General features: G+C 46.7%; 20 protein-coding genes and 1 riboswitch. Of the genes, 12 read left to right on the forward strand and 8 right to left on the reverse strand.

The annotated features are described in order from the left end of the window. Positions 1 to 5 precede the first annotated feature (5 nt). A complete protein-coding gene (bchD, locus tag JGK20_RS14605; RefSeq protein WP_293174534.1) occupies positions 6 to 2,105 on the reverse strand; it encodes a magnesium chelatase ATPase subunit D in 2,100 nt (699 codons plus the stop codon). Positions 2,106 to 2,147: 42 nt separating this feature from the next. Continuing rightward, positions 2,148 to 3,500, reverse strand: a complete 1,353-nt coding sequence (locus tag JGK20_RS14610; RefSeq protein WP_366038949.1) for a HAMP domain-containing sensor histidine kinase — start codon at positions 3,498 to 3,500, stop codon at positions 2,148 to 2,150. A gap of 137 nt (positions 3,501 to 3,637) precedes the next feature. Here JGK20_RS14610 and JGK20_RS14615 point away from each other — a divergent pair, with 137 nt between their 5' ends. The 5 genes from JGK20_RS14615 to JGK20_RS14635 all read left to right on the forward strand — a co-directional run bounded on the left by JGK20_RS14615 (position 3,638) and on the right by JGK20_RS14635 (position 10,003). Further along, on the forward strand, positions 3,638 to 4,975 hold the full coding sequence (locus tag JGK20_RS14615) for an SLC13 family permease (protein WP_293174531.1): 1,338 nt from the start codon (positions 3,638 to 3,640) through the stop codon (positions 4,973 to 4,975). 259 nt (positions 4,976 to 5,234) lie between these two features. Then, positions 5,235 to 5,446, forward strand: a riboswitch (cyclic di-AMP (ydaO/yuaA leader). 99 nt (positions 5,447 to 5,545) lie between these two features. Beyond that, positions 5,546 to 6,394: a nitrate ABC transporter permease gene (ntrB, locus tag JGK20_RS14620; protein WP_293231033.1), complete on the forward strand. Its 849-nt coding sequence runs from the start codon at positions 5,546 to 5,548 to the stop codon at positions 6,392 to 6,394. A gap of 256 nt (positions 6,395 to 6,650) precedes the next feature. Next, a complete protein-coding gene (locus JGK20_RS14625; RefSeq protein WP_293174526.1) occupies positions 6,651 to 8,078 on the forward strand; it encodes an ABC transporter substrate-binding protein in 1,428 nt (475 codons plus the stop codon). Between the two features lie 235 nt (positions 8,079 to 8,313). Continuing rightward, on the forward strand, positions 8,314 to 9,156 hold the full coding sequence (locus JGK20_RS14630) for a nitrate ABC transporter ATP-binding protein (protein ID WP_293174523.1): 843 nt from the start codon (positions 8,314 to 8,316) through the stop codon (positions 9,154 to 9,156). 55 nt (positions 9,157 to 9,211) lie between these two features. After that, positions 9,212 to 10,003 carry a universal stress protein gene (locus tag JGK20_RS14635; RefSeq protein WP_293174520.1) on the forward strand — a complete coding sequence of 264 codons (792 nt, stop codon included), beginning with the start codon at positions 9,212 to 9,214 and terminating at the stop codon, positions 10,001 to 10,003. 129 nt (positions 10,004 to 10,132) lie between these two features. Here the strand turns inward: JGK20_RS14635 and JGK20_RS14640 are convergent, their stop codons facing one another. Together JGK20_RS14640 and JGK20_RS14645 are read right to left on the reverse strand one after the other, a co-directional pair. Next, complete coding sequence (locus JGK20_RS14640; protein WP_293156610.1) at positions 10,133 to 10,351, reverse strand: hypothetical protein; 219 nt, start codon at positions 10,349 to 10,351, stop codon at positions 10,133 to 10,135. 354 nt (positions 10,352 to 10,705) lie between these two features. Next, positions 10,706 to 12,682, reverse strand: a complete 1,977-nt coding sequence (locus tag JGK20_RS14645; RefSeq protein WP_293231036.1) for a S9 family peptidase — start codon at positions 12,680 to 12,682, stop codon at positions 10,706 to 10,708. Here JGK20_RS14645 and JGK20_RS14650 point away from each other — a divergent pair. The 3 genes from JGK20_RS14650 to JGK20_RS14660 all read left to right on the forward strand — a co-directional run bounded on the left by JGK20_RS14650 (position 12,672) and on the right by JGK20_RS14660 (position 14,431). Next, complete coding sequence (locus tag JGK20_RS14650) at positions 12,672 to 12,824, forward strand: hypothetical protein (RefSeq protein ID WP_293174511.1); 153 nt, start codon at positions 12,672 to 12,674, stop codon at positions 12,822 to 12,824. The genes JGK20_RS14645 and JGK20_RS14650 overlap by 11 nt on opposite strands. A gap of 70 nt (positions 12,825 to 12,894) precedes the next feature. Continuing rightward, the gene (locus JGK20_RS14655; RefSeq protein WP_293231039.1) at positions 12,895 to 13,818 is read left to right on the forward strand and encodes a nucleoside hydrolase; all 924 of its coding nucleotides are present in this window, start codon (positions 12,895 to 12,897) and stop codon (positions 13,816 to 13,818) included. 217 nt (positions 13,819 to 14,035) lie between these two features. Then, positions 14,036 to 14,431, forward strand: a complete 396-nt coding sequence (locus JGK20_RS14660) for a VanZ family protein (RefSeq protein WP_293174505.1) — start codon at positions 14,036 to 14,038, stop codon at positions 14,429 to 14,431. 329 nt (positions 14,432 to 14,760) lie between these two features. Here JGK20_RS14660 and JGK20_RS14665 read toward each other — a convergent pair whose 3' ends face one another. After that, complete coding sequence (locus JGK20_RS14665; RefSeq protein ID WP_293231042.1) at positions 14,761 to 16,365, reverse strand: DUF4335 domain-containing protein; 1,605 nt, start codon at positions 16,363 to 16,365, stop codon at positions 14,761 to 14,763. A gap of 93 nt (positions 16,366 to 16,458) precedes the next feature. After that, entirely contained in the window at positions 16,459 to 17,064 is a 606-nt protein-coding gene (locus tag JGK20_RS14670; protein ID WP_293122723.1) for a DUF3038 domain-containing protein, read from the reverse strand. Between the two features lie 379 nt (positions 17,065 to 17,443). Here JGK20_RS14670 and JGK20_RS14675 point away from each other — a divergent pair, with 379 nt between their 5' ends. Both JGK20_RS14675 and JGK20_RS14680 read left to right on the forward strand, forming a co-directional pair. After that, positions 17,444 to 17,653: a helix-turn-helix transcriptional regulator gene (locus JGK20_RS14675; RefSeq protein WP_293204579.1), complete on the forward strand. Its 210-nt coding sequence runs from the start codon at positions 17,444 to 17,446 to the stop codon at positions 17,651 to 17,653. Then, a complete protein-coding gene (locus tag JGK20_RS14680; protein ID WP_293231045.1) occupies positions 17,646 to 18,194 on the forward strand; it encodes a hypothetical protein in 549 nt (182 codons plus the stop codon). The genes JGK20_RS14675 and JGK20_RS14680 overlap by 8 nt, the downstream gene beginning before the upstream one ends. On the opposite strand, the gene JGK20_RS14685 is transcribed toward JGK20_RS14680, so the two are convergent. Both JGK20_RS14685 and JGK20_RS14690 read right to left on the reverse strand, forming a co-directional pair. Beyond that, on the reverse strand, positions 18,157 to 19,098 hold the full coding sequence (locus JGK20_RS14685) for a DNA methyltransferase (RefSeq protein ID WP_293231047.1): 942 nt from the start codon (positions 19,096 to 19,098) through the stop codon (positions 18,157 to 18,159). The two genes, JGK20_RS14680 and JGK20_RS14685, sit on opposite strands and share 38 nt — an antisense overlap. Positions 19,099 to 19,308: 210 nt before the next feature. Continuing rightward, positions 19,309 to 21,903, reverse strand: a complete 2,595-nt coding sequence (locus JGK20_RS14690) for an endonuclease MutS2 (protein WP_366038958.1) — start codon at positions 21,901 to 21,903, stop codon at positions 19,309 to 19,311. A gap of 557 nt (positions 21,904 to 22,460) precedes the next feature. Here JGK20_RS14690 and JGK20_RS14695 point away from each other — a divergent pair. Next, positions 22,461 to 23,705, forward strand: a complete 1,245-nt coding sequence (locus JGK20_RS14695) for a response regulator (protein WP_293231050.1) — start codon at positions 22,461 to 22,463, stop codon at positions 23,703 to 23,705. A 505-nt stretch (positions 23,706 to 24,210) separates the two neighbouring features. Next, positions 24,211 to 25,731 (forward strand): aldehyde dehydrogenase family protein, encoded by a 1,521-nt coding sequence (locus JGK20_RS14700; protein WP_293231052.1) that lies wholly within the window; start codon positions 24,211 to 24,213, stop codon positions 25,729 to 25,731. The last annotated feature ends 417 nt before the right edge of the window (positions 25,732 to 26,148 follow it).

Consider the following 26,148-nt stretch of genomic DNA (forward strand, 5'->3'; position numbering starts at 1 on the left):
GGATTTTAGCCGATCGCGTCGCGCAGAGCATTTTTAGTCATAGCTGCGATCGACTGTTCGGTAGCTTTCGGCAAATGATAGTATTTCCCGCCAGAAGTCTTGGCCAACTCCTTCGCAAAGCCGGTCGAAATAAACTTGCTCTCGGTATCAATCACCAGCAACTGCATTCCCAAACCGCGAATTTTGGCAGCAATTTCTAGCAACTCCTTCTTAATATCCGGCTTTTCGCCATCTAAAATCGGTTCGCCCAAAGAACGAGCCAAAGGAATATTACCGCGTCCGTCAGTAATCGCGACAATCGCCACTTGACCGATATCTCCAGACTGCCGCGCATTAACTCCCACGCGCACCGCCTGAGTCAAACCGTGGGCCAGGGGGGAACCGCCGCCGCAGGGCAATCGTTCCAAACGCTTGCGGGCCAAGGCTATCGATCGAGTCGGCGGTAACAATACTTCTGCTTGTTCTCCGCGAAAGGGAATCAGCGCAACTTGGTCGCGACTTTGATAAGCTTCGGTGAGTAGCTGCATGACAGCACCTTTGGCCGACTGCATCCGGTTGAGCGCCATGGAACCCGAAGCATCCACGACAAATACGACTAAAGCTCCAGCTTTTCGGGCTAAGCGCTTCGCCCGAATGTCTCCCTGTTCCACAAATACCCGCTTATCTCGATTTGGGCTGGAACTCGCCGCGGGTTCCTGGTCTGAATTCCTTTGGCGGCGGGCTTTTTGGTAAGGTGCGGCGGCCCTAAGAGTCGCGTCAACGGCGATGCGACGGACTGGGCCTTTGGGCAATATTGGCTTGACGTAACGGCCTCTATCTTCGGAGAAAATGGTGGTTCTGCTGCCGGATTTGCCTTGTTTGTTGGCGGATTGTTGGGCGAATAAAAGCACGCTGGGGTCGAGAATTACGCCTTCGGGGTCAAACAGAAATTCTTCGGGAATGGTATCTTGCTCTGGTTCTTCTTGAGGTTCGGGGTTGTCTTCATCCTCTTGATTTTCTTCGTCTTCTTGCTCGTTTTCTGGTTCGTCTTGTTCTTGTTCTGACTGCTTTTGGGGTGGTGGCGGCGGGGGAGGAGGAGAGTTTTCGTCTGGGGGAGATTGGATGACGGTGGCGCGGGGTACGATGACTAATTCTACGGCGCGGCGCAAGTCTTCGGCGTTAACTTCTGTACGTCCTTCGATGGCGGCGCAGGCGCGGGCGACGCGCACTGCGAATATTTCGGCGCGGTGTCCTTGAACTGCGCCGCGGATGGCTTCTTCTACTAAGTAGGCAACTTGTTCGCGTTTAATGGTGACATCTTTGAGCCATTCTCTGGCGAGGATGATTTGGGTTTTGAGGTTGTCGGTGTCTTCGGCGTATTGGTTGAGAAATTCTTGGGGCGAGCTGGAGTAGGATAAAGCTTGTTCTACTGCGTAGACTCTTTCTTGTAGTTCGAGGGCTGCGTCGGCGGAAAGGACGATCGCGATGCGATCGAGCAAATGTTCTCTGAGGGGGCCTTCTTCGGGGTTGTAGGTGGCAATGAACAGAGGTTTGCAGGGATGTTGGAAGCTAATTCCTTCGCGCTCTATTTGGTTGCGGCCTTCGGTTAATACTGTGAGCAATTGGTTGGAAATATTGTCATCGAGGAGGTTAATTTCGTCTACATAAAGTACGCCTCGATTTGCTTGGGCTAAGAGTCCGGGTTGAAATACAGTTTGACCGAATTTTACTGATTGTTCGACATCGACTGAACCTAAGAGTCTGTCTTCGGTGACACCGAGAGGAATTTGAATGAATGGTGTGGGAATTATTTCGGTGGCTGGATTTGTATTTGTGGAACGGGCATCTTGCCCGTTTTCTTCTGACAGGTCAGAGGCATTTTCTGCAATAATCTCATCAGGTTCAGCGTTGCAAAAAGAGTCTTTGACAATTTCAATTGGTGGCAGTAGGGAATGCAAGGCGCGGGCCATTACTGATTTTGCTGTACCGCGGCGTCCGGCGATCGCAACTCCTCCCAATCCGGGATCTACTGCTGCCAACAGCAGGGCTAATTTGATTGCTTCTTGCCCAACTACGGCGGTGAGGGGAAAGGATGCTGTGGAAGGGCTAAGGCTGGCTGCGGGCATAGGATTTTCTGATTTTCGGATCTAAAAATTTGAACTTAATGTTTAGGTTACTGCTTGAAGTATTTTAACTTCTAAGGGGAGAATCACGGTAAAAGTTGAGCCGACTCCGATTTCTGATGCGAGCTCGATTTTGCCTTGCATCAGGGTAACGAGCCGCGATACTATAGCTAATCCCAAACCGGTGCTGTCGGGGGGAAAGTGCTGTTGGCCGGCTTCTGAGGCTTGAAAGAATGGCTCAAAGATGCGGTTGGTATGTGCGGGAGCGATGCCGATGCCGGTATCTGTAATGGCGATCGACCAATTTGCATCGACCGCACGGCAGCAACTTAATTCAATGCTACCAGCTTCTGTGTAGCGAATGGCATTGCTCAGCAGGTTAGTGAGAATTTGTTGCAGCCGCTGTGCGTCGGCGATTACTTGTGTGGGGGCGCAGTCGCTGGTAACAGCGAGCTTTAATCCTTTAGCATCAGCTATTGGCTGCATCATTTCTACTACGGTACTAATTATAGATCGTACATTAGTTTGCCGCAGGTTAAGTTTAATTTTGCCGGCATCGGCGCGAGAAAGTTCTAGGGTATCGTTAATCAGGCGCAGCAACTGTCTGCCGTTGCGCAATACTCGCTCGATGTGTTCGATGCCGGGGAGAGTATCTTTGATTTCGGCTTGCCATTTTTCTTGGCGCAAAAATAGTTCGGAATAACCGATAATTGAGTTGAGGGGAGTTTTGAGTTCGTGAGCTAAATGGTAGAGGTTTTCTTGGTTGACGCTGACCAGGCGAGAGAGTTCTTGATTGTTCAGTTCTAACTGAGTTTGGATTTGTTGAAGTTCCTGGAGCCTCTGAGCGACGTAGCTATCGAAACACTGGGCAATTGCTTCGTCTACTACGGCATCTATGAGCCGAAAAGCTCTGAATACGTCGGCGGTGGTTCCTGCTAGCAATGGTGCTTCTAAGTGGGAGAATATTACTTGACGCAATAAATGGTATTCCCGAGCTACTTCTGCGGCATCGTAGCCTTGTTCTGCTCGCAGAAACCCGTGGTCTAAACTGGCTTCAATTATTGCTTTTATGTCGCTGTTTTGAGATTGTGAAAGCACTGTGACCATCGCCCCCAACAGGTGAGGTATGTGATTTTCGATCGCAGAGTGTGGCAAGGTGTCAGCGCTTTCTATTTTCCGATCCAAGCGTACTGCTTCAATCCAGTTTTTGAGGATGGTATCGGTTTTGTCGGCGAGCAGTTGGCTGTAGTCCATAATGTCTGCGTGGGGGCGAAGTTTGGCAGATATTCCCCATGTTTCATTGTAGTTGAGCGATCGCCCGATCGCCATACCAAATTTTGGGAGCTCGCGAGCCTGCCAAAAGAAGTAGTTTCGCTCTAATTTTTCCCTGTGCTGCAACTCTCACTATGAATACATTCCAGCTTGGTGCTGCCAAAAAGAGCACTTAAACTTATTGACCTAATAGCCATAAAGTAGTATAATCCCTCAATCCGAGAGGTTTGAATTTTTAATTTTTAATTTTGTCAGGGGACTAAATGGAAAACGTGCAAGCTGCGATCGCTGCGGCCACATTTATCGGTGTAGTTTTCTTAATAATTACAGAATGGATACACCTCACAATTGCCGCATTTCTGGGAGCGCTGATTCTGGTTTTCACCCACGTAATGACGTTAAAGGATGCGATCGAATATATTAGTCGCAGTCACGGAACGCTGGGCTTGTTTTTTGGAGTCATGGTCATGGTGAGAGCCTTTGAGCCTACCAAGATATTCGACTACTTGGCAACTCAAATGGTGCTGTTGGCGAAAGGCAAAGGCAAAAATCTCTTGCTTGGTATTGTCGGAATTACTACCCCAATTTGTGCAGTTTTGCCAAATGCCACGACTGTCATGCTGCTAGCACCGTTAATACCGCCAATGGCAGAAGAAGTCGGTGTAGATTTTGTGCCGCTGCTGATTTTAATGGTATTTGTGGCTAACAGTTCGGGACTGCTGACAATCGTGGGAGATCCGGCGACATTCATAGTCGGCGATGCGATTAACATGAGCTTTACAGATTACCTGTTAAAGTTAAGTTTAGGTGGGGCGATCGCCGTAGCAGTCATCTTAGTTATTCTGCCGTGGATGTTCCCCGAAATCTGGCACAAAGAATTGGATGATTTGGAACATTTGCCACACCCAAAAATCAATCATCCGCGAGTGTTAGCGGTGGGCGGTTTAATTATAGCTTTCGTGCTGACATTTTTTGTAGTGGGAGAGTCGCTGCCCGTGCCAATTTCACCAGCAGCCGTGGCTTTGTTGGGGGCGGCTTTGGCAATGCTCTTGGCTCACCATTCCAAAATAGATTCTTTGAACAATATTTTACGGGATTTAGATTGGAGTACGCTGCTATTTTTCATGTCGATATTTGTGCTAATTGGCGGTTTGGAAAAAACCGGAGTCATCGCTGGGATGTCGGGAATTTTAGCAGCTATTTTAGGTAAAAATATTTTTCTTGGTTCTTTAACGCTGTTATTTTTCGTGGGTTTGATGTCGAGCGTGGTGCCAAATATTCCGCTTGTTGTGGCGATGGTGCCACTGTTAAAACAGTATGTTGTGAATGTCGGACTCGCACCGACGGAGGTGCTGGCACCCGATTTTGCAGGGCAGTTTCCACCTGCTGTGCTGCCACTGTTTTATGCGATGATGTACGGGGCAACTTTAGGAGGAAATGGCACTTTGGTAGGAGCTTCTTCTAATATTGTGGCTGCGGGAATTTCTGAGCTGCACGGGCGCCGGATTTCTTTTCAAACTTTTCTGCGTTACGGGCTTCCTGTGATGGCTTTGCAATTGGTGGCTGCGGCTGTTTATGTAACTATCCGGTTTCTGATTTGAAGAAGTCATTAGTCATTAGTCATTAGTCATTGGTCATTAGTCAGCATTTATTATACTCCTTCAAAAAAAGCAACTGTAGGCCAGCGATCCAAACCCTTAAGTCATCAGTCATTGCCTAATCTCAAATCGAAAAATGGAAAATCTCAAATTGTATTAGTTCTGTTTCTCAACTTTTGGGCTTCGCCGATCATCGCCCCTACCTACTCCTAAAGACGTATTGACAGGATGAGAAGGTCGTGCTAGGTTAATTTAAATTGGCTTAAAAGTCAAGCCTAATCCAGCACTGCGCCCTTAAACAAAGCCTGTGGCTGGAGCGGAGGAACCAATTTTCGGGGCGAATCCCTACAGAATTAAAAACCAAAGTTAAAAATTGCCAAATTTGAGTGTAATTTTGAGTTTGAAATCTTTAGAGAAGGACATCTCTCAGTCCTAGCCCGTCAGCTAACTTCGCAGGCATTGAGAAGAGACTGAAGAGTCAACTTGTCTTCAATAGATAGTTTGGCTTCGTCAGTGTCTCCGGTTGGTATTGTTCAAGATTCTTGTACCGCCCCTGACTCTGAGGAGATTTAAATGTCAATTCAACTTAATTTATCTGCGATCGCAATTGCCGGACAAGCTGCCTGGAAACGAGCAAAACCCGTCATCATCCGAGATAATGTATTGTTGCCGGCGGTTGGTTTTTTGGGAATTCTTGGCCTGTGGTGGATTGTTGCCAGCTTCAAAAGCGATTTAATTCCCACTCCGTATCAAGCGTTAATCGCTAATTTAGATTACATATTGCATCCATTTTACCAGCGCGGGCCGGGAGATTTAGGCATTGGCTGGCTGCTGCTGGCGAGTTTGCGGCGGGTGTTGCTAGGATTTTTGCTGGGTGCCGTTGTGGCGATTCCCGTGGGATTTCTGATCGGGATGTCGAAACCGGCGATGATGGCGCTCAATCCGCTGATTCAAATCTTCAAACCGGTGTCGCCGCTGGCTTGGCTGCCGATCGCTCTATCAATCTTTAATTTAGCAGATCCGTCGGCAATTTTTGTGATATTTATTACGTCTTTGTGGCCGACAATGATCAATACAGCTTTGGGAGTCTCTAGCGTTTCCAAGGATTATCTGGATGTGGCGCGAGTGTTGGAGATGCCGCGCTGGAGGCGGATTACTAAGATAATTTTGCCGGCGAGTTTGCCTTACATTTTTACTGGTTTGCGGATTAGTTTGGGGATTGCTTGGCTGGTGATTGTGGCGGTGGAAATGCTGACTGGTGGTGTAGGAATTGGCTTTTTTGTGTGGGATGAGTGGAGCCGTTTGAATCTAAGTTCGGTATTTTTAGCGGTGTTTGTAATTGGCATAACTGGTTTGCTGCTCGATTGGGCTGTTGGCAAAGTTCAAGAAATGGTAACGCATCGATCGATCGAGAGTCATTAGTTATTAGTCATTAGTCAGTAGTCATTAGTCAGCAGTCATTAGTCATTAGCTAAAAACTCAGGTTTGAGATGGCGGATAGTTAGCGATTAACGATGGAGAATTATATCATAGTGAACTCCAAATAAAATGCAATTGATTTGCTAGAGCCAAACCCTTAACTCATCAGTAATTGCCAATTCTTCAATTCTTCAATTCTTCAATTCTTCAATTCTTCAATTCTAAAATCTAAAATCTAAAATCTAAAATCTAAAATGGTATGAGTGATAACTTTTCCAATGAATGGAATCGGCGGGAGTTTTTGCAAGGAATGGGTGCGGCGGCGGGAATGGCTTTATCTGGTTGTGGGATTAACGCCGATCGATCGGCAAAAGGACTCACAGAAGAAGCCGAAGCGGTAAAGCCGATCGTCAATTCCCAAACCTTAGAGAAACCCAATCTAACCATAGGGTACGTACCCGTTAACGATTGTGCACCATTTGCGATCGCCTGGAAGAAAGGATTTTTCCGCAAATACGGCTTAAACGTCAAACTCAACCGCGAAGCAAGCTGGGCAACCTCCCGCGACGGCCTGATTTTCGGGCGCCTCGACGCCTCCCCAGTCGTATCCGGCGCCATCACAAACGCCCGCATTGGTGCCGAAGGAGCGCGTCACGCACCCATGTGCGCGGCAATGACAATTCACCGCCACGGCAACGCGATGACGATGAGCAAAGCAATGTGGGATTTTGGTTTGCGCCCGTGGCACGAATACAACGGCAATTTAGAAGAATTTGGCAAGCAATTTCGAGGTTTTTTTGAGAGTCAACCAGTAGAAAATAAAGTCTGGGCAGTTGTACTAAGTTCTGCTATTTACGAATACTTTGTGCGTTATATATCTGCCGCTGCCGGTATCGATCCGTTCAAAGAATTTAGGATAATTATTGTGCCGCCGCCTCAAATGGTAACGAATATGAGAATCGGGGCGATGCAGGCTTACATGGTGGCAGAACCTTGGAATACGCGGGCAATTAAAGGTAATTTGGGCGTGGGGTTTACCTTCGCGCAAGGTAAGGAAGTTTGGCAGGGACATCCCGATCGCGTTTTGGGAGTAATGCAATCATTCATTGACGAAAACCCGAAGACTTATTACTCGCTGGTGAAGGCAATGGTGGAAGCTTGTCAGTTTTGCAGCAAACCGGAAAATCGCAGTCAAATAGCAGCATTGTTGACCGATCGATCTTTTACGGGGGCTAAACCTAAAAACGGGGCGATCGACAAATTTACGCGACCGGGAATAGTTGGGGAATACAATTATGGTGGGTTTGATGAAAAAGACCGCACTATAATATCTGAAGATACCACAATTTTCTATGACATTCCTAAGAACTTGCCCCAAATACCGGGAAATCATTCAACATTTTTGTGGCAGTCTCACAGTATTTGGTTGATGACTCAAGCGGCCCGCTGGGGACACATTAAGGAGGTGCCGAAAAATGCTGATGAATTAGCTAAACAAGCTTGGAGAACCGACCTTTACCGCAAGATTGTTGCCGAAATGGCGATCGATTGTCCCCAGGAGGATTACAAAGTCGAACCTGCGGAAGTTTTCATTGACAAAAAATCATTTGACCCCAGCGATCCGGTGGGTTATTTGAATAGTTTTGAAATTCGAGCCAATCGCCCTCAATCTTTTTTTCAGTCTTAATATTTGACTGCTTTCGCTGTTCCTATGACATCTTGCACCATTTTCAACAACCTGTATGGGCGGGGAAAGCCAACAGCCTAAAAGGTAGCAGACAGGTTAAATAAACCCGCCCCACCCCACGAAAAAGCCCCAATTGACATTGATGCAAGAGCTCAGTTGAAACCGACTGCTAAATTTGAGGCTTTAGGCAGTGGCAGTTAAATTAAATTACTTTACTACTTGTTAGGAGAATACCGTGACTCAATTTACTTCTACATCTACCCCCACCAACGACAAAGTTAACAGCAAATCTGCTAATTTTCTGGAAATAAACAATTTGTTCAAGTCGTATAAAAATGCTGATGGCAGCGAATTTAGCGTTTTGGAAAATATCAACTTAAGTATTGGATCTGACGAATTTATTTCAGTAATCGGTCACTCGGGTTGTGGCAAATCGACGCTGCTGAAAATAGTAGCAGGTTTGGAAAAACAAAGCGGCGGAATTGTGACACTAGAAGGCAAGGAAATTCGCAAACCTGGAGCCGATCGCATGATGGTATTCCAGCACTACGGATTGCTGCCTTGGTTGACGGTGCGGGAAAACATTCGCCTAGCAGTTGATGAAGTTTTGCAAAATCTCAACCGCGCTGAGAAGATTAGCCTTGTCAATGAACACCTAGCAATGGTAAACTTAACAGCAGCAGCAGATAAATATCCCGATCAAATTTCAGGGGGCATGAAGCAACGGGTTGGGATTGCGCGAGCTTTGGCACTTCGGCCGAAGATGTTATTAATGGACGAACCATTTGGAGCGCTGGATGCTCTGACTCGTGGCAAGTTGCAAAAACAGGTGCTCGATATCTGGGAAAATCACAGACAAGCTGCAATGATGATTACCCACGACGTGGACGAGGCTATCTATATGTCCGATCGCATTGTGTTGATGACAAACGGCCCGGCGGCGACAATCGGCGAGATTTTGGCAGTGCCGTTTTCGCATCCGCGCGATCGCCAGGAGTTGCGGGAATCTCAGGAATATTACGAACTGCGAAACTACGCTTTGAATTTTCTCGATCGCTACTTTACTCAAGACGAATAACCCAAGGGCGACTAGAAGAACCGACAAAAAAATTCACTTAAGAGAGGTCTAGCCTGTGAATCTCAAAACAATTTTAGCGCGTTTTGAAAGTGCATTAGGATGCCAAAACTTAGCGGAAGAAATGGTGTTGCTGCCGGAGTCAAAAGTCCCTGTTTCTAAGAAAAAGTCAAAACCGACAAAACCGACAAAATCTATCAATTTTATTGTGGGTTACAACAGTTCTCCTCAAAGTCAAACAGCTCTCGATATTACCCTTTGGATTGCTCATCAAACTCGTTTAGTAACAACTCAAGAAGTCACGGTGCAAGTCGTCTACGTACTCGACGAAACTCCCAACATTTACGATGAAAATACTTGTAGTTTGGGTGTGGAAAATGCCTGGGCTACGAAGCCCCAACTGTCGGATTTAGAGGAAAAATCGGCTCTTTACTGTGCAGCGCCTGCGATCGCATTACCTACAGCCGAAATCCAATCGGTATCCCAGCGAGCGACCTGGATCGATCCGCCTTATTTTCGAGCAATTTTCTGTCAAAATAATGAGTACGAGGTAGCAGATAAGTTGCTGTGGCAAGCCCGCTGTTTGGCTGAGGAATGGCGCGGTTTATTCAAAGCTCATTTACGCATCGGTAAAGTTGCGACAGAATTGAGAAATGTGGTAGAATTAGAATCGGCAAATTTACTATTTTTAGGCTGCAATTCTCGCAACCACCCGCTGGTTAGGCAACTCGGCAAGAATTTTCCCTGCTGCGTGTTGGGGATTCCTGCCGCACTCAGCTATCCGATGGATTTGGGGCCCGAAGAAAGTTTGAGCAACTTGCAGTTGGCTACAGCTATGCCTGCACGTTAAACTTGTGGGAAATGGAAGCCTCTGAGGTGAGATTTTATAGCGCGAGCGAGTTAAGATCCCTGCGCGGTTGGTGCTTCTCTTGCTTCAAAAACGCTAGATTGATGAGTGTTATTAAGGGTTGTTGAATGCTTATCGGATCGCAGAAAGTTCATCAACTAATTTTATCCTGCCCCGGCAGACAGAGCGCAGGAGGCGATCGATAGAGCGTTTGTCATCCTCAGTCAAAGTCTCGTCAAAAATAGCCGCCAGCAAACCGTAGCGATCGGCTACAGTAATGTAGCCTCTATGATTCACTTCGGCAAACAACTCGCCCAAAGCAGATGGAATTAGGTTGACAGGGGTTTGCATAGAGATTGACTCTCAACTCGACATCGCGCGATCGATCTTTTCTGCGGTAACAGAGATCGATCGGACTATTTTATTCTCTCGGTATATTGCCTGAAAAGATGTGATAATAAACAGCAAAATTTGTGATAATAAACATCAGAATTTGTGAACGAAATCACATTTAATCTTGGCGAATTATGATTCAATTTTACAGTTGCGTTGGGATCATCTCAGTTTTGCAAGAAGCATTTTTAAAGAGCGGACTGAAGTCCGTACTACGAAGCATTTTTTGAGCGGGGCAGCACTGTAAATGCAAAACTGAGATGCTCCCGTTGCGTTCGATCGCAAACAGAGCAACTGCAACGTTAATTTTTGTTAAAGATTGTAAATCGGCACTGGTTCCACCGGTTCAGCTAACTCAAACCCAAACACGCGGGAATAGAAATAGAATTCCCCATCAAGAGTTCTTTTGATATTTTCAGCGCGACGAAAACCGTGCTGTTCCCCTTCATAAGCAACGTAAGCAACCGGCAAACCTTTAGCTTTCAATATCTCTACCATCATTTCGGCTTGATTGGGCGGCACGACTTTATCTTCCAATCCTTGAAAGAAGATAACGGGACAAGATAAACCTTCGGCTGCATGAATGGGCGATCGAGCTACATACAAATCTTTTCGTGCAGGATAAGGCCCGATCAATCCATCCAGATACCGCGCTTCAAACTTGTGAGTATCATTTGTCAAAGCCTCCAAATCGCTAACTCCATAATAGCTCGCACCGGCCTTAAACACATCGCGGAAAGTCAGAGCGCACAGAGTTGTGTAGCCCCCTGCACTGCCTCCGGCGATCGCCATTCTTTCGCCGTCTACCAAACCCTGTTCGGCTAAATATTTAGCACCATTAGCGCAGTCATCAACATCAACAATACCCCAACTATCTTGCAGCCTTCTTCTGTATTCCCGGCCGTAACCAGTGCTACCACCGTAGTTGACATCAAGCACCGCAAAACCGCGACTCGTCCAATATTGAATTTTCAAATTCATGCTGCTAGAAGTAGCAGCAGTCGGGCCGCCGTGGCTTTTGACAACTAACGGCGGTTTTTCAGATTCAGGTGCAGCGAAGTCTTGGTTTTTCGGAGGATAGAAGAAGCCAAAAGCAGTCAAACCATTTTCGGTTGGAAATTCCAGCGGTTCCGGTACAGAAAGATAACCAGAATCGATGTTTAAATCGCTCGACTTTCGCAAAATTTTCCGTTGACTTGTGGCTAAATTTAGCTGTACAATAGCAGTAGATGCGATCGGCGAACCTGCCAGAAAAACTACCGTTTCTCCCCGCGCTTTCACCGACGAAATATCAGTGTAACCTGTCTCAATATTTGTCAACTGCTTTGTCGCTAAATCGAGACTTCCTAGATGCCACTTACCTTGCTGAGTGTAGGTGCAAATAATTTTGCTTTCCGAGACAAAGGCATAGGTTGACATTCCAAAAACCCATTGGGGAAGGCCGAATTCAGCGGACATTTCGCAGACTGGTTCAATTTCTGGTTGTTCGCGCAAGCTTTTTTCTATCTTTGCTTCCCCCCTTGCTAAGGGGGGATTGAGGGGGGTTCTGTAAAAATTCCACCAGTTCGACTTATCAGAAACAAAATACAAAACTCCATCGGGCGACCATTCCGGCTGAAAAATTGACTCATCAACCCCGCCCGCAACTAAATATTTTTCGCCTAAAGAACCATCAGCATTAATTTCTGCCACCCACAATTCTGTGCCATCCCAGGGCATATTTGGGTGGTTCCAACAAATCCAGGAAAGTTGAACACCGTCAGGACTCAAACGAGGGGAAGCATAAAAATCGTTGCCCTGAGTTAAAATTTGAATATCTTCGCCGTTATCTAGATTAATACTAACAATTGTATTCACAGATTCGCCTCTTCCTGCATTGTCTTCGCGCACACAAATCAGGCGATTTCTTGGTTTGTCAACGATCGCATCTGCGTAGCAACATTTAGCAGCAGGTGTCAAGGGTTCTGGTGGAGAATTTAATGTTTGACAATAAATTCTTTGGTCGGCAAAATGAGAGAAATAAACCACGCTATCAGAAACTGCAAAAGCAGCGCCGCCGTATTCGTGGACGCGAGTGCGAACGTTGAACGGAGGCGGTGTTACGTCAGTTATTTTACCGTCGGGAGTCCGCCGCACGAGGACGCTTCTTCCTGCTTCCGATGGTCTTCCTTCTACCCAGTAAATATCATCGCCGTCAATGGCAATTTGTCCGAGTCCGACAGTTCCTGAAACAATTAAATCTGAGGTAATGGGAGATTTCCAAGAGCCGTAAGGTGATATGGTATTCATAATAAATTATTTAGTGAGTGAGGGACAGATTGGGAATTGGGAATTGGGAATTGGGAATTGGGAATTGGGAATTGGGAATTGGGAATTGGGAATTGGGAATTGGGAATTGGCGAGTACCTCACTTGAGAACGGCTATAGTTGAATCAGTTGTGTTTTTAGAACAAATAAATTTATATTTGTACTTTACACTAATTCAATGATGGGGAAGCAGAATGTCGAAAAAGCTGGTACTAATCGATCACGACGGTGCAGTTGACGACTATCTCTCAGTCGTGTTGCTGATGACAATGGAGGAAGTGCAAACTCTGGGAGTAATTGTCACTCCGGCGGATTGCTACATTCAGCCAGCCGTGAGTGCAACCCGCAAAATCCTCGATTTGATGGGGTGTTCAGAGGTGCCAGTGGCGGCGAGTACGGTGCGGGGATTGAATCCATTTCCGGTGTTGTTTAGGCGAGATTCCTTTGCGTGCGATCGACTTCCCATTCTAAATGAAAAAGCAACCATTGACACACCGTTAATATCAGAACCCGGACAAAACTTTATGGTGGGAGTTTTGCGGGATGCAAAGGAACCGGTCACATTAATGGTAACGGGGCCGCTAACAACAGTGGCACAAGCCTTAGATATTGCACCAGAAATTGAAAGCAAAATCAAAGAAATTGTGTGGATGGGAGGGGCGCTCAACGCTATAGGCAATGTTAGCAAAGATATGAAACCGGGACAAGATATGTCGGCGGAATGGAATGCTTACTGGGATCCGATAGCCATTGAGAGAATTTGGCAAACACAAATTCCCGTTGTGATGTGTCCTTTAGATATCACCAATAATGTACCGCTGACTGTGGATTTTTCTAATCGCTTAGCCAGACAGCGCAAATATTCAATCTCCGATTTAGCAGGACAGTGTTATGCTTTAGCAATATCTCAAGATTACTATTTTTGGGATATTTTGGCAACGGCTTATTTGGTACATCCAGAATTTTACGAACTGCGAGAATGGGAAACCGAAATAGTTACCGAAGGTGTCAGTCAAGGGCGTACAAAAGTTGAAACAGGAGGGCGAAAAATTCAAGCAATGGATCGAGTAGATACGGAAAAGTTTTACAATTACATATTGCAACAGTGGGCGCGTTAAGCATAACAATATCTGGTAGAGGCGGGTTGTTAGCCAAAAATATCCCTACAAAACCCGCCCTAACTCAAATATTTACGCTATCTTCTCTTTCCTCTCTTTCTCTGCGCCCTCTGCGCCCTCTGCGGTTAATCAAAAAAAATCTCATTCACAAATCCAACAAAATTGCGGTAAGCGGCGTGGACTCGGTTCGTCAATTGTCGATAGTGGAAAAAATCCGATGAAATTATCCTCAAAAAAATTCTGGATTGTTGCGTGTGTTTTGTACTTGTTAATTATTCTCAGTATCATGCTGGTAGCAGATATGGGAAAGTTAACTAACTTTCCTCTGGCTCATCCGCCTTATGACAAACTCGGACATTTTATTTTGTACGGAATAGCATCTTTTTTGTGCCATAGAGCAACGGGCAAAAAAATGATGATGGTGTTGAATTATCCAATTCCTTTCGGGCCAGCACTGTTTACTATTTTCACTGCTGGGGAAGAAATGCTGCAAGCTATTTTGCCAAATCGTACTGCTAGTATTGAAGATTTTTTAGCGAGTTTTGCGGGTATTGTAGTTTTTTATTGGATTGGAGAAGCTTGGGATAAAGAAAAAGGAAAGTTCGGCAACTGATTGTGTAACGGATGTAACGGATGTAACGGATGCAAGGAAGAAATAAGAATAAGGAAGAAGGAAGGAAAGAAGGAAGAAAGAAAGAAGAAGGAAGAAGGAAGAAGGAAGAAGGAAGAAGTTGAGTTTGTAGGGTGATATTCGGCGCATCGGTTGATGGGGGCGATCGACTAATGTTGTGTTTATGTATTATCCAACCATTGCGATCGGGTGCGTAGCTATTAAATTAGCTAGGGATTGTTGGTGGATCCACACCCTAGGACTTTTTTGGTATAAGGATATTTTGGCAGCATAAAATGGAGCAAATGTCAATAAAATGTGTTTGCGAGGGATCAATTAGTCTCTTCCAAAAAGGTTTGTACTCGACCGTTTGGTCTTAAGACTACTCGAATTTTCGGGTTTTTTCCATGAGTAACGGCAGAAACAAACGGCTCGCCGACTAAGGGCATACTAGCCCGATCGATATAATCGGCGGCTGCTTTGCCCATCGGGACAATAGTTTGAATTGAGCCGTTTTCATCGATCTGGAGGCTGTATTCCAAGGTTTGTTCCATTCCTTCTGGTGGCTTCCAGCGTTCCTCAAAGTAGGTTCTAGCTTCTGAAACTTGAGGAATTGTATCAAATAAAGTGCGGTTTTTTTTGCTGGCGGTAGCCCGGTTGTTGTCCTCTGACTCGGCTTGCGGTTTAGTGTCCTCAAGGGGTGGGAGTTCGGTGCTGGGGGGGGAAATCGGCTGGGGGAGGGGGGGGAATGATTGCGGTGGGGGAACTGGGAATCGCGATGCAGATAGGGATGGTGGCAGGGGGGGCGGTACGGCGGGAGCTAGTCTCGGCGGTATGGGGGGCAGCAGGTAGGGTGCTTGGGGGGCGGCAATTGGGGGCCCTGCGGGATCGGGAATTGTGATGATTTGCCCTTGGGGGAAGGCTGGGGCGCTCTGTGATACTGCGGGTGCGCTGCTGTTGGGGGGGAATAGCAGGGGTGGCTGCTGGATGGGGCTGGGTTTGTTGGTGCTTGGGCTTGGGGCTAGGGCGATAGGGGGCAAGCTGGGGCTGGGGGTGGCGGCGGCGGTGTTGATGGGCGGGGGCGGTAGGGGGGGTAAGCCTGGTGTGGCTGCGGCTGTTGGTGTTGCTGTTGGGGATGTGGTGGGGGATGTGGTGGGGGCGGGAACTGGGCTGGGGGTGGCGCCGGCAAGTATTTGGGGCTGCGGGAGTGCGGGGGTAAATTGTGGGTTGGTGGGGGCTGTGACGGGGGCTGTGGCGGTTGTTGGGGAGGTGTTGGAGGACGATCGATCGAGCATTTTAACAATTCCCGTGGTCATTCCGACGCTGGCGACTAGGATTGCTGCGATATTCAACCATGGTAATGCTTTCGCTTCTGGGCGATCGCGGTTGAGGTTAGGGACTGCCATGACTTCGGCGGCGCAGTCATCTAGTGCGGTGGCCAAGTCAAAGAGTTGGAGGGTACTCAAGTGTACTTCCGGCCCGGATTCGGCGGCGCTCAATGAGCCTAAGAACAAGTTGTGGGCTAGCAAGCCGCGGGGTTCTAGGCGGGGGGGGACTGGCAGGTAGGTAGTGTTTGGGGCGGCGGTTGCTAGTTCGGATGCGTTGGGGGGTCGATCGAATGTAACGACATTGCGCGCGACTTCTGGCGAGTCTGGGGCTATGGTAAAACCTGTTTGGGAGTTGAGGTTGTTGTCCCAATCGCGGGCTTCGCCGAGGAAGTTTTGGACGTAGTTGGTGACTGCTTCGTGGAGGGTTTCGAGTTGATTGCGATCGCCCCTGAGAGTAACGTGTTCGGTATCTGGTAGCCTGGGGTCATCTAGTCGCAACTCAAAATTTAAAGATTTAAACACGGGTTTGCCCGCCCAACGAGATAGAGGCGAACTTTTGGCTGTAATTTCCAGCGTGCAAGTGGGGGGCGTGTAGCGTTTGAGAGCCATAGCAAGAAGACTGTATGTTATTTGTTATTTGTTATTTGTTATTTGTTATTTGTTTGTTCTAATAACCAATAACCAATAACTAATGACTGGTGACTAATTCTTAGCACGATCTAGGAGGGCGAGCCAGAGGCGCCGGTGGCCGCCGGGACTGCTGTAAAACAGCAAATCGATCAGGAGTTTCAGGGCCAAATTAGTTAGTTCTTTTGCCGATAAAGTTTCTGCATCTTCCATGCGATCGGCATAAGTGTTGCTGAACCTATCAATATAGTCTCCCAACAAAGCGACTGTGTGAGGTTCGCGGTTTTGCTCAGCCATTTGTTCGAGCAAGGCCACGGCGCGGCGGATTAAAGCTTGATGCTGTTTTGCCAAATTACAGCTTATCAAAACGAGCGATCGAGCTTCCTCCACATCCAGTTTTTTCCGTCCTCCCTGGCCTTTTCGCAGCGGGTTCGATTGGCGCAGCCGCCACAAAGCTACGCGATCGGCTACCATTGGCTCTAAATTCAGTTCGGCTGCTACCTTGAGCATCGCCTCTGAGCCAATTTCTGCCAGGGCTTCTAGGGCTAACAGCACTAAATCCAGTTGGGCTTTAATGTTGTCCAACTGGGTAGGTTCTGGTGCTTTTTGGGTCAATTCTTCCCAGTTGGGAGATGGGCCCGTTTCGTTTGTGGGAGCGGAGGGCTTTACAGTCGAGCGCATGGCTTGGGCACGGGAAATAAGACAGGTTGATGCAGGATATCGACAGTATGCAGTAATGCAAGCTTTGTGGCCGGACAAAAGCTGATCTGTTAATTTTTCTCCATAACTCGTGGCTTTGATTCCGGCAATCCTAGTTGCTGGACGGATTTGCGAGTTGAAAGTTGCGGTTGCAAGTTCGATCGCCCAACCGCAGCAAAACCCAAAAATTTTCACCCCCAACCATCCTACGCCGCAGAGTGACCGAAATCAAATCAGTGCTTTGAAACTCTCGGAACTTATATCAAGGCCAAACTCTTAGCATTCTCGAATGCTACTTATAGTCTGTCGCTACTTATAGTCTGTCAGATTATAGTTGTCATTGCTTAATCTGGCGCAATCTATGGATATTACGGAGCAATTTGGCAAAAAAGTTAGACATTTCAGAAAGCTCAGAAATCTTTCCCAAGATCAGCTTGCAGAACTATCTGAATTACATCGTACTTATATTGGCTCTGTTGAACGAGGAGAAAGGAATATAACGCTGCTGAATGCAAACAAAATAGCCAAAGCATTATCCGTTAGTTTAGCTGAACTGGTAACTGATGACTGAAAGAAAACTAGAGCAAATTTTAGCAAAATACCAAAACTCATTTACCGAGAAAGTTTACGCAGAAGAGAATGAAGAACACGATATTTTAATGGATGTGTTTGGTATTTCTCCCATAATAAAAAGAGAAAATAGGCAATATTGGGGGCGCGAGTTAGGTATGTGTTGGCAATTGTTAGTTATTGAAACGTGCAAAACATATTGCAGTAGTTTTCAGCCAGCATTTAAAGTGGGAAGCGATGAGCCGTGCGATCTAATTGTTGATGGGTATGCGATAGATACAAAATATCGTATTGGCTCAGGAGATTCTGGAACACTGAAAAAGTTTAAATCCTATGGCCAACTACTTCGTACCTATAATTATGAGCCAGTTTTTTTAATACTTAGACAAGATAATTTGTCCGCAGCTATTACAGCGTGCCAAGTAGGGACTTGGAGAGTTTATACTGGCGATGCTTCGTTTGAGTTCATACAAACAATAAGTGGCTTTGATTTAAAGTCATTTCTTACTGAAAGAGTGGGAGAATTCCCTGTACACCGATGAAACTATCAAGGCGCTTGTTGATAATCTCTATGTAGTCAGGTACTATTTCAATGCCAACATACTTAATCCCAAATTCTTGCGCCGCCAGTAATGTAGTTCCCGATCCTGCGAAAGGATCGATTAGAATAGAATTTTCCAAACGCGGTACAAATATTTCAACCAACTTTCTCATTAGAGCGATCGGTTTTACTGTGCAATGAACGTTAAACTCCTCGGTTTTCTCACGCTGTATACCTTCTAAAATATTTGACTGAAAACCACCGCACCGATCTTTAGTATAAAATAGACCAGTACCATACTCCTGTAGAGTTTCCAAGTAATTATTGACCAGTGGTTTTTGAAGTACGCAGATTGCTTCCCATTCGTTCCTCAGACAACTGTGCCAACCCTCCCATTTTTCAGGATTTTCATATCCTTTCTTCTCGAACTGTTGTTTGATATTGACGCCTTTGGGGATACCACTGGATCTTTTATAAACAAGCATATCTCTCGCATAGAATCCAGCATTTTCAAGTGCTACTTGTACGTGAGCAACAGTTCGTGTGCTGTTGAAAACTAAAACTGTCGCACCCGGTTTGCAGATCCGAAAAAGCTGCTCACCCCAATCAAAACACCACTTCTCATACTCTAGAGTGTTGTTACGATTCCTTTGATACCATTTTTCGTTTCTGACTCCACCTGCTAAACCACTACCATAGGGAATATTTTTAACAAGGGTTTTACTTCCTTTGTCATTGACTTTTTCAATACGTCTTTGAATTTCTGAGTCATCCCATTTATGCCCAATAAATTCATAATTGTAAGGTGGGTCAGTGATACACGCAGAAATATAATTTTCTGGCAATGTCTTCATCACTTCACGACAGTCGCCAACCAAAACTTCATTTGAGGGAGTTTTTTTCATTAGTCAGGCAGTTAGTTACTCAATATGATACTTTATGGTGTTTATATCATATCAATTCCGGCTGCGCCGGAATGATATAGAGGAGACGGCAGTGCCGTGTCCCTACGCCAGATTAATTGTAGGGACACGGCACTGCCGTCTCCTAATTTCGACTACTAATAATTCCGATGGTACCGGATTTGATATCAACCGGAAATGTGTAAATCCTGACTATTTCAAATAAACCAAGGTCACACCTCCACCTCCTTCTTTTTGACTGGCGAGCTCGAAGCGGGAAACCTGCGGATGAGTAGCGAGGAACTCGTGAACCCCGCGCCGCAACTGTCCCGTACCTTTGCCGTGAATTATCCACAGCGCACCGTATTCGACTGCTTTGGACAGAGCTCTGTCGATTTCGATTTCGGCATCGGAGACTCTGGCGCCCCGAAGGTCGATCGAATTATTAGCAGTGCGGATGGCAATTTCGGGATTGGGTTTTGCTGGTTCCGACGCTGCTTGTTTAGCTTTGGCGGTAGCGGCTGCTTGAGCTGCAACCTTGGCTAATTGAGCCTTAGTTTCCGGTTTTTGACCGTCGAGGGATTCAATTTCTGTTAGTTTGACGGTCATTTTCATAATCCCAAACCGCACGCTCAACTCTTCGTTAGCATCTGGCCCGCTGAGAACTTCGGCGGTTTGGCCCAGGCTGGGAATGCGGATACGATCGCCCGTTTTTGGCATAAAACCCGGTTTCGGTTTCGCCGGTTGTTTCCGAGAGGGCAGGTGTTTTTGGGAAATTTGATTTAAGGTTTCTGTTGCCATTTGGGCATTTTGAGCCGTTTGGTCGCCCGCCTGCAAGCGACGAATAATTTGAGCAATTTCTGATTTTGCCGATCCTATTGCCTCATTTACTGCCACTTCCTGAGCTATTTTTAGGTCTCGCTCCCGCTCTTGCAAAGCCGCTGCTTTTTGAGAAACTTCCTTGTGCAGTTTTTCGGTTTGGTGCAGCAGTTGAGTTGCTTCTCTGGCCTTGGTTTCCTGTCTCCGGCGCTGGGCTTCGAGTCCAGCAATCACTTGATTGACATCTTGAGATGCTCCGCCGACATAGGTTTGAGCTTCATCGACTATCGATGCTAGCAAACCGAGTCTTTTAGCAATAGTTAGGGCGTTGGAACGTCCGGGAATTCCCCACAGCAAGCGATAGGTTGGCTGCATCGAACTGTCGTCAAATTCTACTGAGGCATTTTCAAAGCGGGCGTCTTGATATTTGAGGGCTTTGAGTTCGCCAAAGTGGGTAGTTGCGACTGTTAGCAGCGAATGTTGGGCGAGATATTGCAATAGGGCGATCGCCAATGCACTACCTTCAGATGGGTCTGTCCCCGCTCCTACTTCGTCTAACAAAACTAAAGATTTGGGAATTGGGAATTGGGAATTGGGAATTGGGAATTGGGAATTGGGAATTGGGAATTGGGAATTGGGAATTGGGAATTGGGAATTGGGAATTGGGATGCGGCGGATGTGGCCGGAAAAAGTAGACAAACTTTGCTGCAAAGATTGTTCGTCACCAATATCAGCAAGAATATTGTCGAACCAAGGCAATTCTACGGGTTCGCGGGCGGCGACAAACATTCCGGCTTTCGCCATTAAAGCAGCCAATCCCAAGGTTTTGAGGGTGACAGTTTTGCCGCCGGTGTTGGGGCCGGTGATGGCGACGACGCGGATCTGGGGGCTGATTGTTAAATCGACGGGAACGACTGCAAAGCCTTGTTCGTGCTGTTGCTGCCAAACTAATAAAGGATGGCGCAATTGACGGAGGGTAATTGGCGATCGCAGATTCCGAATTAATACTTGGCTTTTTTCTGGTTGTTCCTCATCTAAATTTTCATCACTCGAATTTTCATCATCTAATTTTTCTGTATTTTTTGGTGCTAATTCTGGCTCTCCCAAGTCGATAAATTTCGGCGGGTTTGCTTGGAGCCAATAACCGTAGCGCGCTTTAGCCACAGCTAAATCTATAGTTGTTACTACCACCACCAATCTATCTAAATCTGGTTTGACTGCTGCGACTTGCTCGGTGAGGGCGCGGCGGACTGCTTCTTCTTCGGCTTGTTCTTGCCGGAGCAACTGCCGCATTTGGTTGTTAAGATTGACTGTGTTGTGGGGTTCTACGTACAGTGTCGCGCCGCTGGCGGAGGAGTCGTGAACGATGCCGGGAATAGCATCTTTTTGGGGAGCTTTTACCGGAATCACAAAGCGCGAACTTCTTTGAGTAATTACCTGTTCTTGGACGGCGTTGGATTGGCGCTGTAAAATTCCTTGCAATATTTGATAAATGCGATCGCGCAACTGTCGCATTTGCACTCGAATTCCTGCTAATTTAGGAGTGGCGCGATCGGCTACTTGAGCGCGATCGTCTATACAGCGATGGATTTCTTGCTCGATTTCGGGATAAGTCCGCAGTTGCGATGCCAGTTCTTTGAGCGTCGGGACATCGGGCGCCGAGTCAATTATCCGGCGCAATTGCCTTGCTCCTGCGAGTGTAGTAGCAATCGCGAGCAATTCTTCGCCACCGAGCAAACCTTGAAGTTCGGCTCGTTGCAGGGTAGAGCCGATGTCTTGGATGCCCTCAAAACTCAAAGCACCCCCAGCGCGGCTTTCTAACTGATAAGCTTCCTGAGTTTGGGCTAGGAGTTCGGCTGTTTGAGCTTGAGTTGCTGGGATTTGGAGGTCGAGGGCGGCCGCGACGCCGAGTTTAGTAGCAGCGAAGGTAGCCAAGTGCTGACACAGGCGCGGCCATTCTAATAGTTCTAGTGTTTCGGATTGAATCAAAGTTGAGGTGGTGTTGGTGATTGGCATTCCCAGGCGCTGACCGAGAAGGTTCATTTGACGATACTATTAATTAATTTTAAAGTTTTTTATGGTTTCCGGGCGCAACTTGAGAAAGTATCTGGGATAACCGTCAGTCTATTTTCCATGTTTGGATTTGAGATTTGAGATTTATTGCAAAAATGAATCTGCGAGCTTGAACAGGGTCTAAAATTGTAGGATCTCCACGACTCCTGTCGGGGGCTGGTATCTGTTTGCGGGCGGGTGACAAATTAGCAAGGCGAGAATTTGTATTTTTGGGTTCGCCGTCTCAAATTATACATTCTACTGATACCTGTTTGGCAAAACGATGCAACTGTAGGCCCGCAATCCAAATCATTATCCAGTAACTCCTGCCCAATCTAAAATCTCCAATCTAAAATCTCAAATGGTATGAGCATTTTTGCTGTTGAGGGAGCTAGCATCTACTGTTTTTTGCTGGGATTAAACTATTTTGTTTTAAATATGTCCGGGTAATTGTGGCGGTTGTATCCTAAAGAGAAAGTTGTGGAGCTGGTGTTATGGCAAAGATTCTGACGATCGCAGATAGTGTGACTTGGGAAGTCGTCCAAGAGTTACTGGAAAAGGAGGGACATCAGGTAAAAGTCGCTTCCGACGGCAAAGATGGTTTTGACATGGCGAGGGAATTATCTCCGGATGTGATAATTTGCGATGGGACTTTGCCTCAAATTCACTGGTTGGAGGTGTGCCGGCTGGTGAAAGCCGATAGAGAATTGAGTACAGGGTATTTTCTGCTGCTGACAACACCCGAGCAATTTGCCGAAGTTCAAGAATTGGACGGGCTGGTGGACGATTTTCTGTTGAAACCGATAGTGAAGCAAGAATTGTTGGGGAGGCTGCGGGCGGGATTGCGCGAGCGCGAGTTGAGGCTGGAGTTGGCACGAACTCAGCAAGAATTGCAACTGTCGCGCGATCGATCGCTGGAAAGTGAAAAGATGTCCAACTTGGGGGAATTAGTGTCTGGTATTGCCCACGAAATTAACAACCCAATTACTTTTATTTACAGCAATCTCACCCACGTCCAAAGTTACGCTACCGATTTAATTGAACTACTGCGATTGTATCAAAAACAGCTCGTCAATCCTGACGCGGAAATTATGCAAAAACAGCAAGATATGGATGTGGAATTCCTGCTCGACGACTTGTTGAAAATTGTGAGTTCCATGCGTACCGGGAGCGATCGCATCCGCCAAATAATCTTGTCGGTACAGGATTTTTCCCGCAGCGATCGCTCTGGCTGGCAGTTATTCGATATTTCCGACGGTTTAGAAAACACTTTGTTGTTGTTGCAGCACCGCTTGCCGGCCCGCGATGGCAGGCGGGATATCAAGGTGATGAAGGAATACGGAAATTTGCCGCAAGTTGAGTGTTACGCGGGTCAGCTCAATCAAGCTTTTCTGAATATTATTAATCAGGCGATCGATGCTTTAGAAGAGTCGAGTCAAGAGTTGGATGAGTCGGAATCGGTCAAATTTAGACCTGTAATTTTGATTAGCACTCAGGTAATCGATGCTCAGCGGATTGCTATTGAGATTGCTGATAACGGCATGGCAATCAGCGAAGAGATTGCAGCGGAAAATTCGGACAATTTTTTGATGGGGAAACCTGCGGAATACAGCAGCACCTTGGGGATTGCTGTCAGCTATCGGATAATTGTAGAGCAGCATAAAGGAGAGTTAAAGTATTTTTCGGAACCGGGTAAAGGTACTAAGTTTCGGATAGAAATCCCGCTCAGGCACAGTTAATTAATGGGAGGTTAATCTTTAGGTACGTAGTTGCGCTTCAGCGCTCTTTGTTTATATAGATAAGAGCGCTAAAGCGCAACAACGTACCTTATTTTTCGTGAGATATTGTGGCGAATCCGCCCCAAGCGATGGGTGCATCTCACCGTTGAAGAGGGCGAAGCATGACCGCATATAAGTTATTAGTTATAATCCCATATTGACTGCGGTCATGCTTCGCCCCTACAAACATATTTGCCAAAACCAGATGCACCATTTATATTTATATAATAGTAGATTTAAATGATTTGTAAGATGCTGTTTCTCTGGATCAAGAGCCTGCTCTGCGGTTAGTTGTAAAAACTCCGATCAACCGCCAGACCCGGAAATTGAGAAACTACTTCGATATCAAATATTGGAAAATGTAAAATTTTGTATAGAAATTACCCAAGTTTCCGAAAGATAGACGATAGTTGATATTCAAGAGACTTCAATCGTCAACAAAAACAAGTTTAAATCAGGTAATAAAATGGTAGTAGCAGCACCTGTTCAATCCGGCAGTAAGTCGATTTTTCAAGCTCGTTACGACAACTTTATTGGCGGTAAGTGGGTAGCACCGGTGAAGGGGAAATACTCGGAAAACCTTTCTCCAATTACCGGAAAATCAATTTGTCAAATTCCCCGATCGAGCGCGGAGGATGTAGAATTGGCACTAGATGCTGCCCACGCCGCGAAAGACAAGTGGGGTAAGACTTCCCCCGCAGACAGGGCACGGGTGTTGCACAAAATTGCCGATCGCATCGAAGAAAACCTCGATCGCCTCGCCATCGCCGAAACCTGGGACAACGGTAAACCAATTCGCGAAACCAGACTAGCAGACATCCCACTGGCGATCGACCATTTCCGCTACTTCGCAAGCTGCATTCGGGCCCAAGAAGGGTCGATCGGCGAACTCGACGAAAACACCGTCGCCTACCACTTCCACGAACCCCTAGGCGTCATCGGACAAATCATCCCCTGGAACTTCCCAATCCTCATGGCTGCGTGGAAACTCGCCCCAGCCCTCGCCGCCGGAAACTGCGTAGTCCTCAAACCAGCAGGGCCAACCCCCGCATCCATCCTAGTATTGATGGAAATCATCGCCGACTTAGTACCGGATGGCGTCATCAACGTCGTCAACGGGCCCGGCGCCGAAATCGGCAAAACCCTCGCCACCAGCCCCCGGATTGCGAAAGTAGCCTTCACCGGTGAAACAACCACGGGCCGGCTGATCATGCAGTACGCCTCCCAAAACGTCATCCCCGTCACCCTAGAATTAGGCGGAAAATCGCCCAACATTTTCTTTGAGGATGTCTGCGCCCAAGATGACGATTTTCTGGACAAAGCAGTGGAAGGCTTTGTGATGTTTGCTTTCAACCAAGGCGAAGTTTGCACTTGTCCCTCGCGGGCGTTAATTCAAGAGTCAATTTACGATCGATTCATGGAAAAGGCGATCGATCGCATCCGCCAAATCAAACAAGACAACCCCCTAGATCCAACAACCGCCCTCGGCGCGCAAGTCTCCGTCAACCAGATGGAAAAAATCGCCGAATACGTCAAAATCGGGCGTGAAGAAGGCGCAGAATGTCTGATTGGCGGCGAAAGAAAAATCTTATCCGGCGACTTACAAGACGGCTATTATTTCCAGCCGACAGTCTTCAAAGGAAACAACAAAATGCGAATTTTCCAAGAAGAAATCTTCGGCCCAGTATTAGCAGTCACCACCTTCAAAGACGAAGCCCAAGCCTTAGAAATTGCCAACGATACGTTGTACGGTTTAGGCGCCGGAGTTTGGACGCGCGACATCAACACCGCCTACCGCATGGGCCGCGCCATTCAAGCAGGCCGCGTGTGGACAAACTGCTATCATTTGTATCCCGCCCACGCAGCCTTCGGCGGCTACAAATCATCGGGTATCGGCCGCGAAAACCACAAAATGATGTTGGATCACTACCAACAAACCAAGAACTTATTAGTCAGTTACAGCCCGAAAGCATTAGGCTTCTTCTAAAAAGGTACGTAGTTGCGCTTCAGCGCTCTTAGACTATCTAAAAAAAAGAGCGCCAAATCGCAACAACCAAACCAATAACTTCTTACAAAAAGGTACGTAGTTGCGCTTGGGCGCTCTTAGATTATCTAAAAAAAAGAGCGCCAAATCGCAACAACCAAGAACTTCTTATAAAAAGGTACGTAGTTGCGCTTCAGCGCTCTTAGATTATCTAAAAAAAGAGCGCCAAATCGCAACAACCAAGAACTTCTTCTAAAAGGTACGTAGTTGCGCTTCAGCGCTCTTAGATTATCTAAAAAAAAGAGCGCCAAATCGCAACAACCAAGAACTTCTTCTAAAAGGTACGTAGTTGCGCTTCAGCGCTCTTATCCATATACAAACAAGAGCGCTAAAGCGCAACAACGTACTTAATTACCATAC

Source organism: Microcoleus sp. PH2017_05_CCC_O_A (assembly GCF_020738785.1).
Classification (GTDB): domain Bacteria; phylum Cyanobacteriota; class Cyanobacteriia; order Cyanobacteriales; family Microcoleaceae; genus Microcoleus.

Excerpts from the sequence above, each read along its gene's own strand:
- bchD (WP_293174534.1), bottom strand. The coding sequence starts at position 2,105 with ATGCCCGCAGCCAGCCTTAGCCCTTCCACAGCATCCTTTCCCCTCACC.
- JGK20_RS14615 (WP_293174531.1), top strand. The coding sequence starts at position 3,638 with ATGGAAAACGTGCAAGCTGCGATCGCTGCGGCCACATTTATCGGTGTA.
- ntrB (WP_293231033.1), top strand. The coding sequence starts at position 5,546 with ATGTCAATTCAACTTAATTTATCTGCGATCGCAATTGCCGGACAAGCT.
- JGK20_RS14625 (WP_293174526.1), top strand. The coding sequence starts at position 6,651 with ATGAGTGATAACTTTTCCAATGAATGGAATCGGCGGGAGTTTTTGCAA.
- JGK20_RS14640 (WP_293156610.1), bottom strand. The coding sequence starts at position 10,351 with ATGCAAACCCCTGTCAACCTAATTCCATCTGCTTTGGGCGAGTTGTTT.
- JGK20_RS14650 (WP_293174511.1), top strand. The coding sequence starts at position 12,672 with ATGGTATTCATAATAAATTATTTAGTGAGTGAGGGACAGATTGGGAAT.
- JGK20_RS14645 (WP_293231036.1), bottom strand. The coding sequence starts at position 12,682 with ATGAATACCATATCACCTTACGGCTCTTGGAAATCTCCCATTACCTCA.
- JGK20_RS14655 (WP_293231039.1), top strand. The coding sequence starts at position 12,895 with ATGTCGAAAAAGCTGGTACTAATCGATCACGACGGTGCAGTTGACGAC.
- JGK20_RS14660 (WP_293174505.1), top strand. The coding sequence starts at position 14,036 with ATGAAATTATCCTCAAAAAAATTCTGGATTGTTGCGTGTGTTTTGTAC.
- JGK20_RS14665 (WP_293231042.1), bottom strand. The coding sequence starts at position 16,365 with ATGGCTCTCAAACGCTACACGCCCCCCACTTGCACGCTGGAAATTACA.
- JGK20_RS14670 (WP_293122723.1), bottom strand. The coding sequence starts at position 17,064 with ATGCGCTCGACTGTAAAGCCCTCCGCTCCCACAAACGAAACGGGCCCA.
- JGK20_RS14675 (WP_293204579.1), top strand. The coding sequence starts at position 17,444 with ATGGATATTACGGAGCAATTTGGCAAAAAAGTTAGACATTTCAGAAAG.
- JGK20_RS14680 (WP_293231045.1), top strand. The coding sequence starts at position 17,646 with ATGACTGAAAGAAAACTAGAGCAAATTTTAGCAAAATACCAAAACTCA.
- JGK20_RS14685 (WP_293231047.1), bottom strand. The coding sequence starts at position 19,098 with ATGAAAAAAACTCCCTCAAATGAAGTTTTGGTTGGCGACTGTCGTGAA.
- JGK20_RS14695 (WP_293231050.1), top strand. The coding sequence starts at position 22,461 with ATGGCAAAGATTCTGACGATCGCAGATAGTGTGACTTGGGAAGTCGTC.
- JGK20_RS14700 (WP_293231052.1), top strand. The coding sequence starts at position 24,211 with ATGGTAGTAGCAGCACCTGTTCAATCCGGCAGTAAGTCGATTTTTCAA.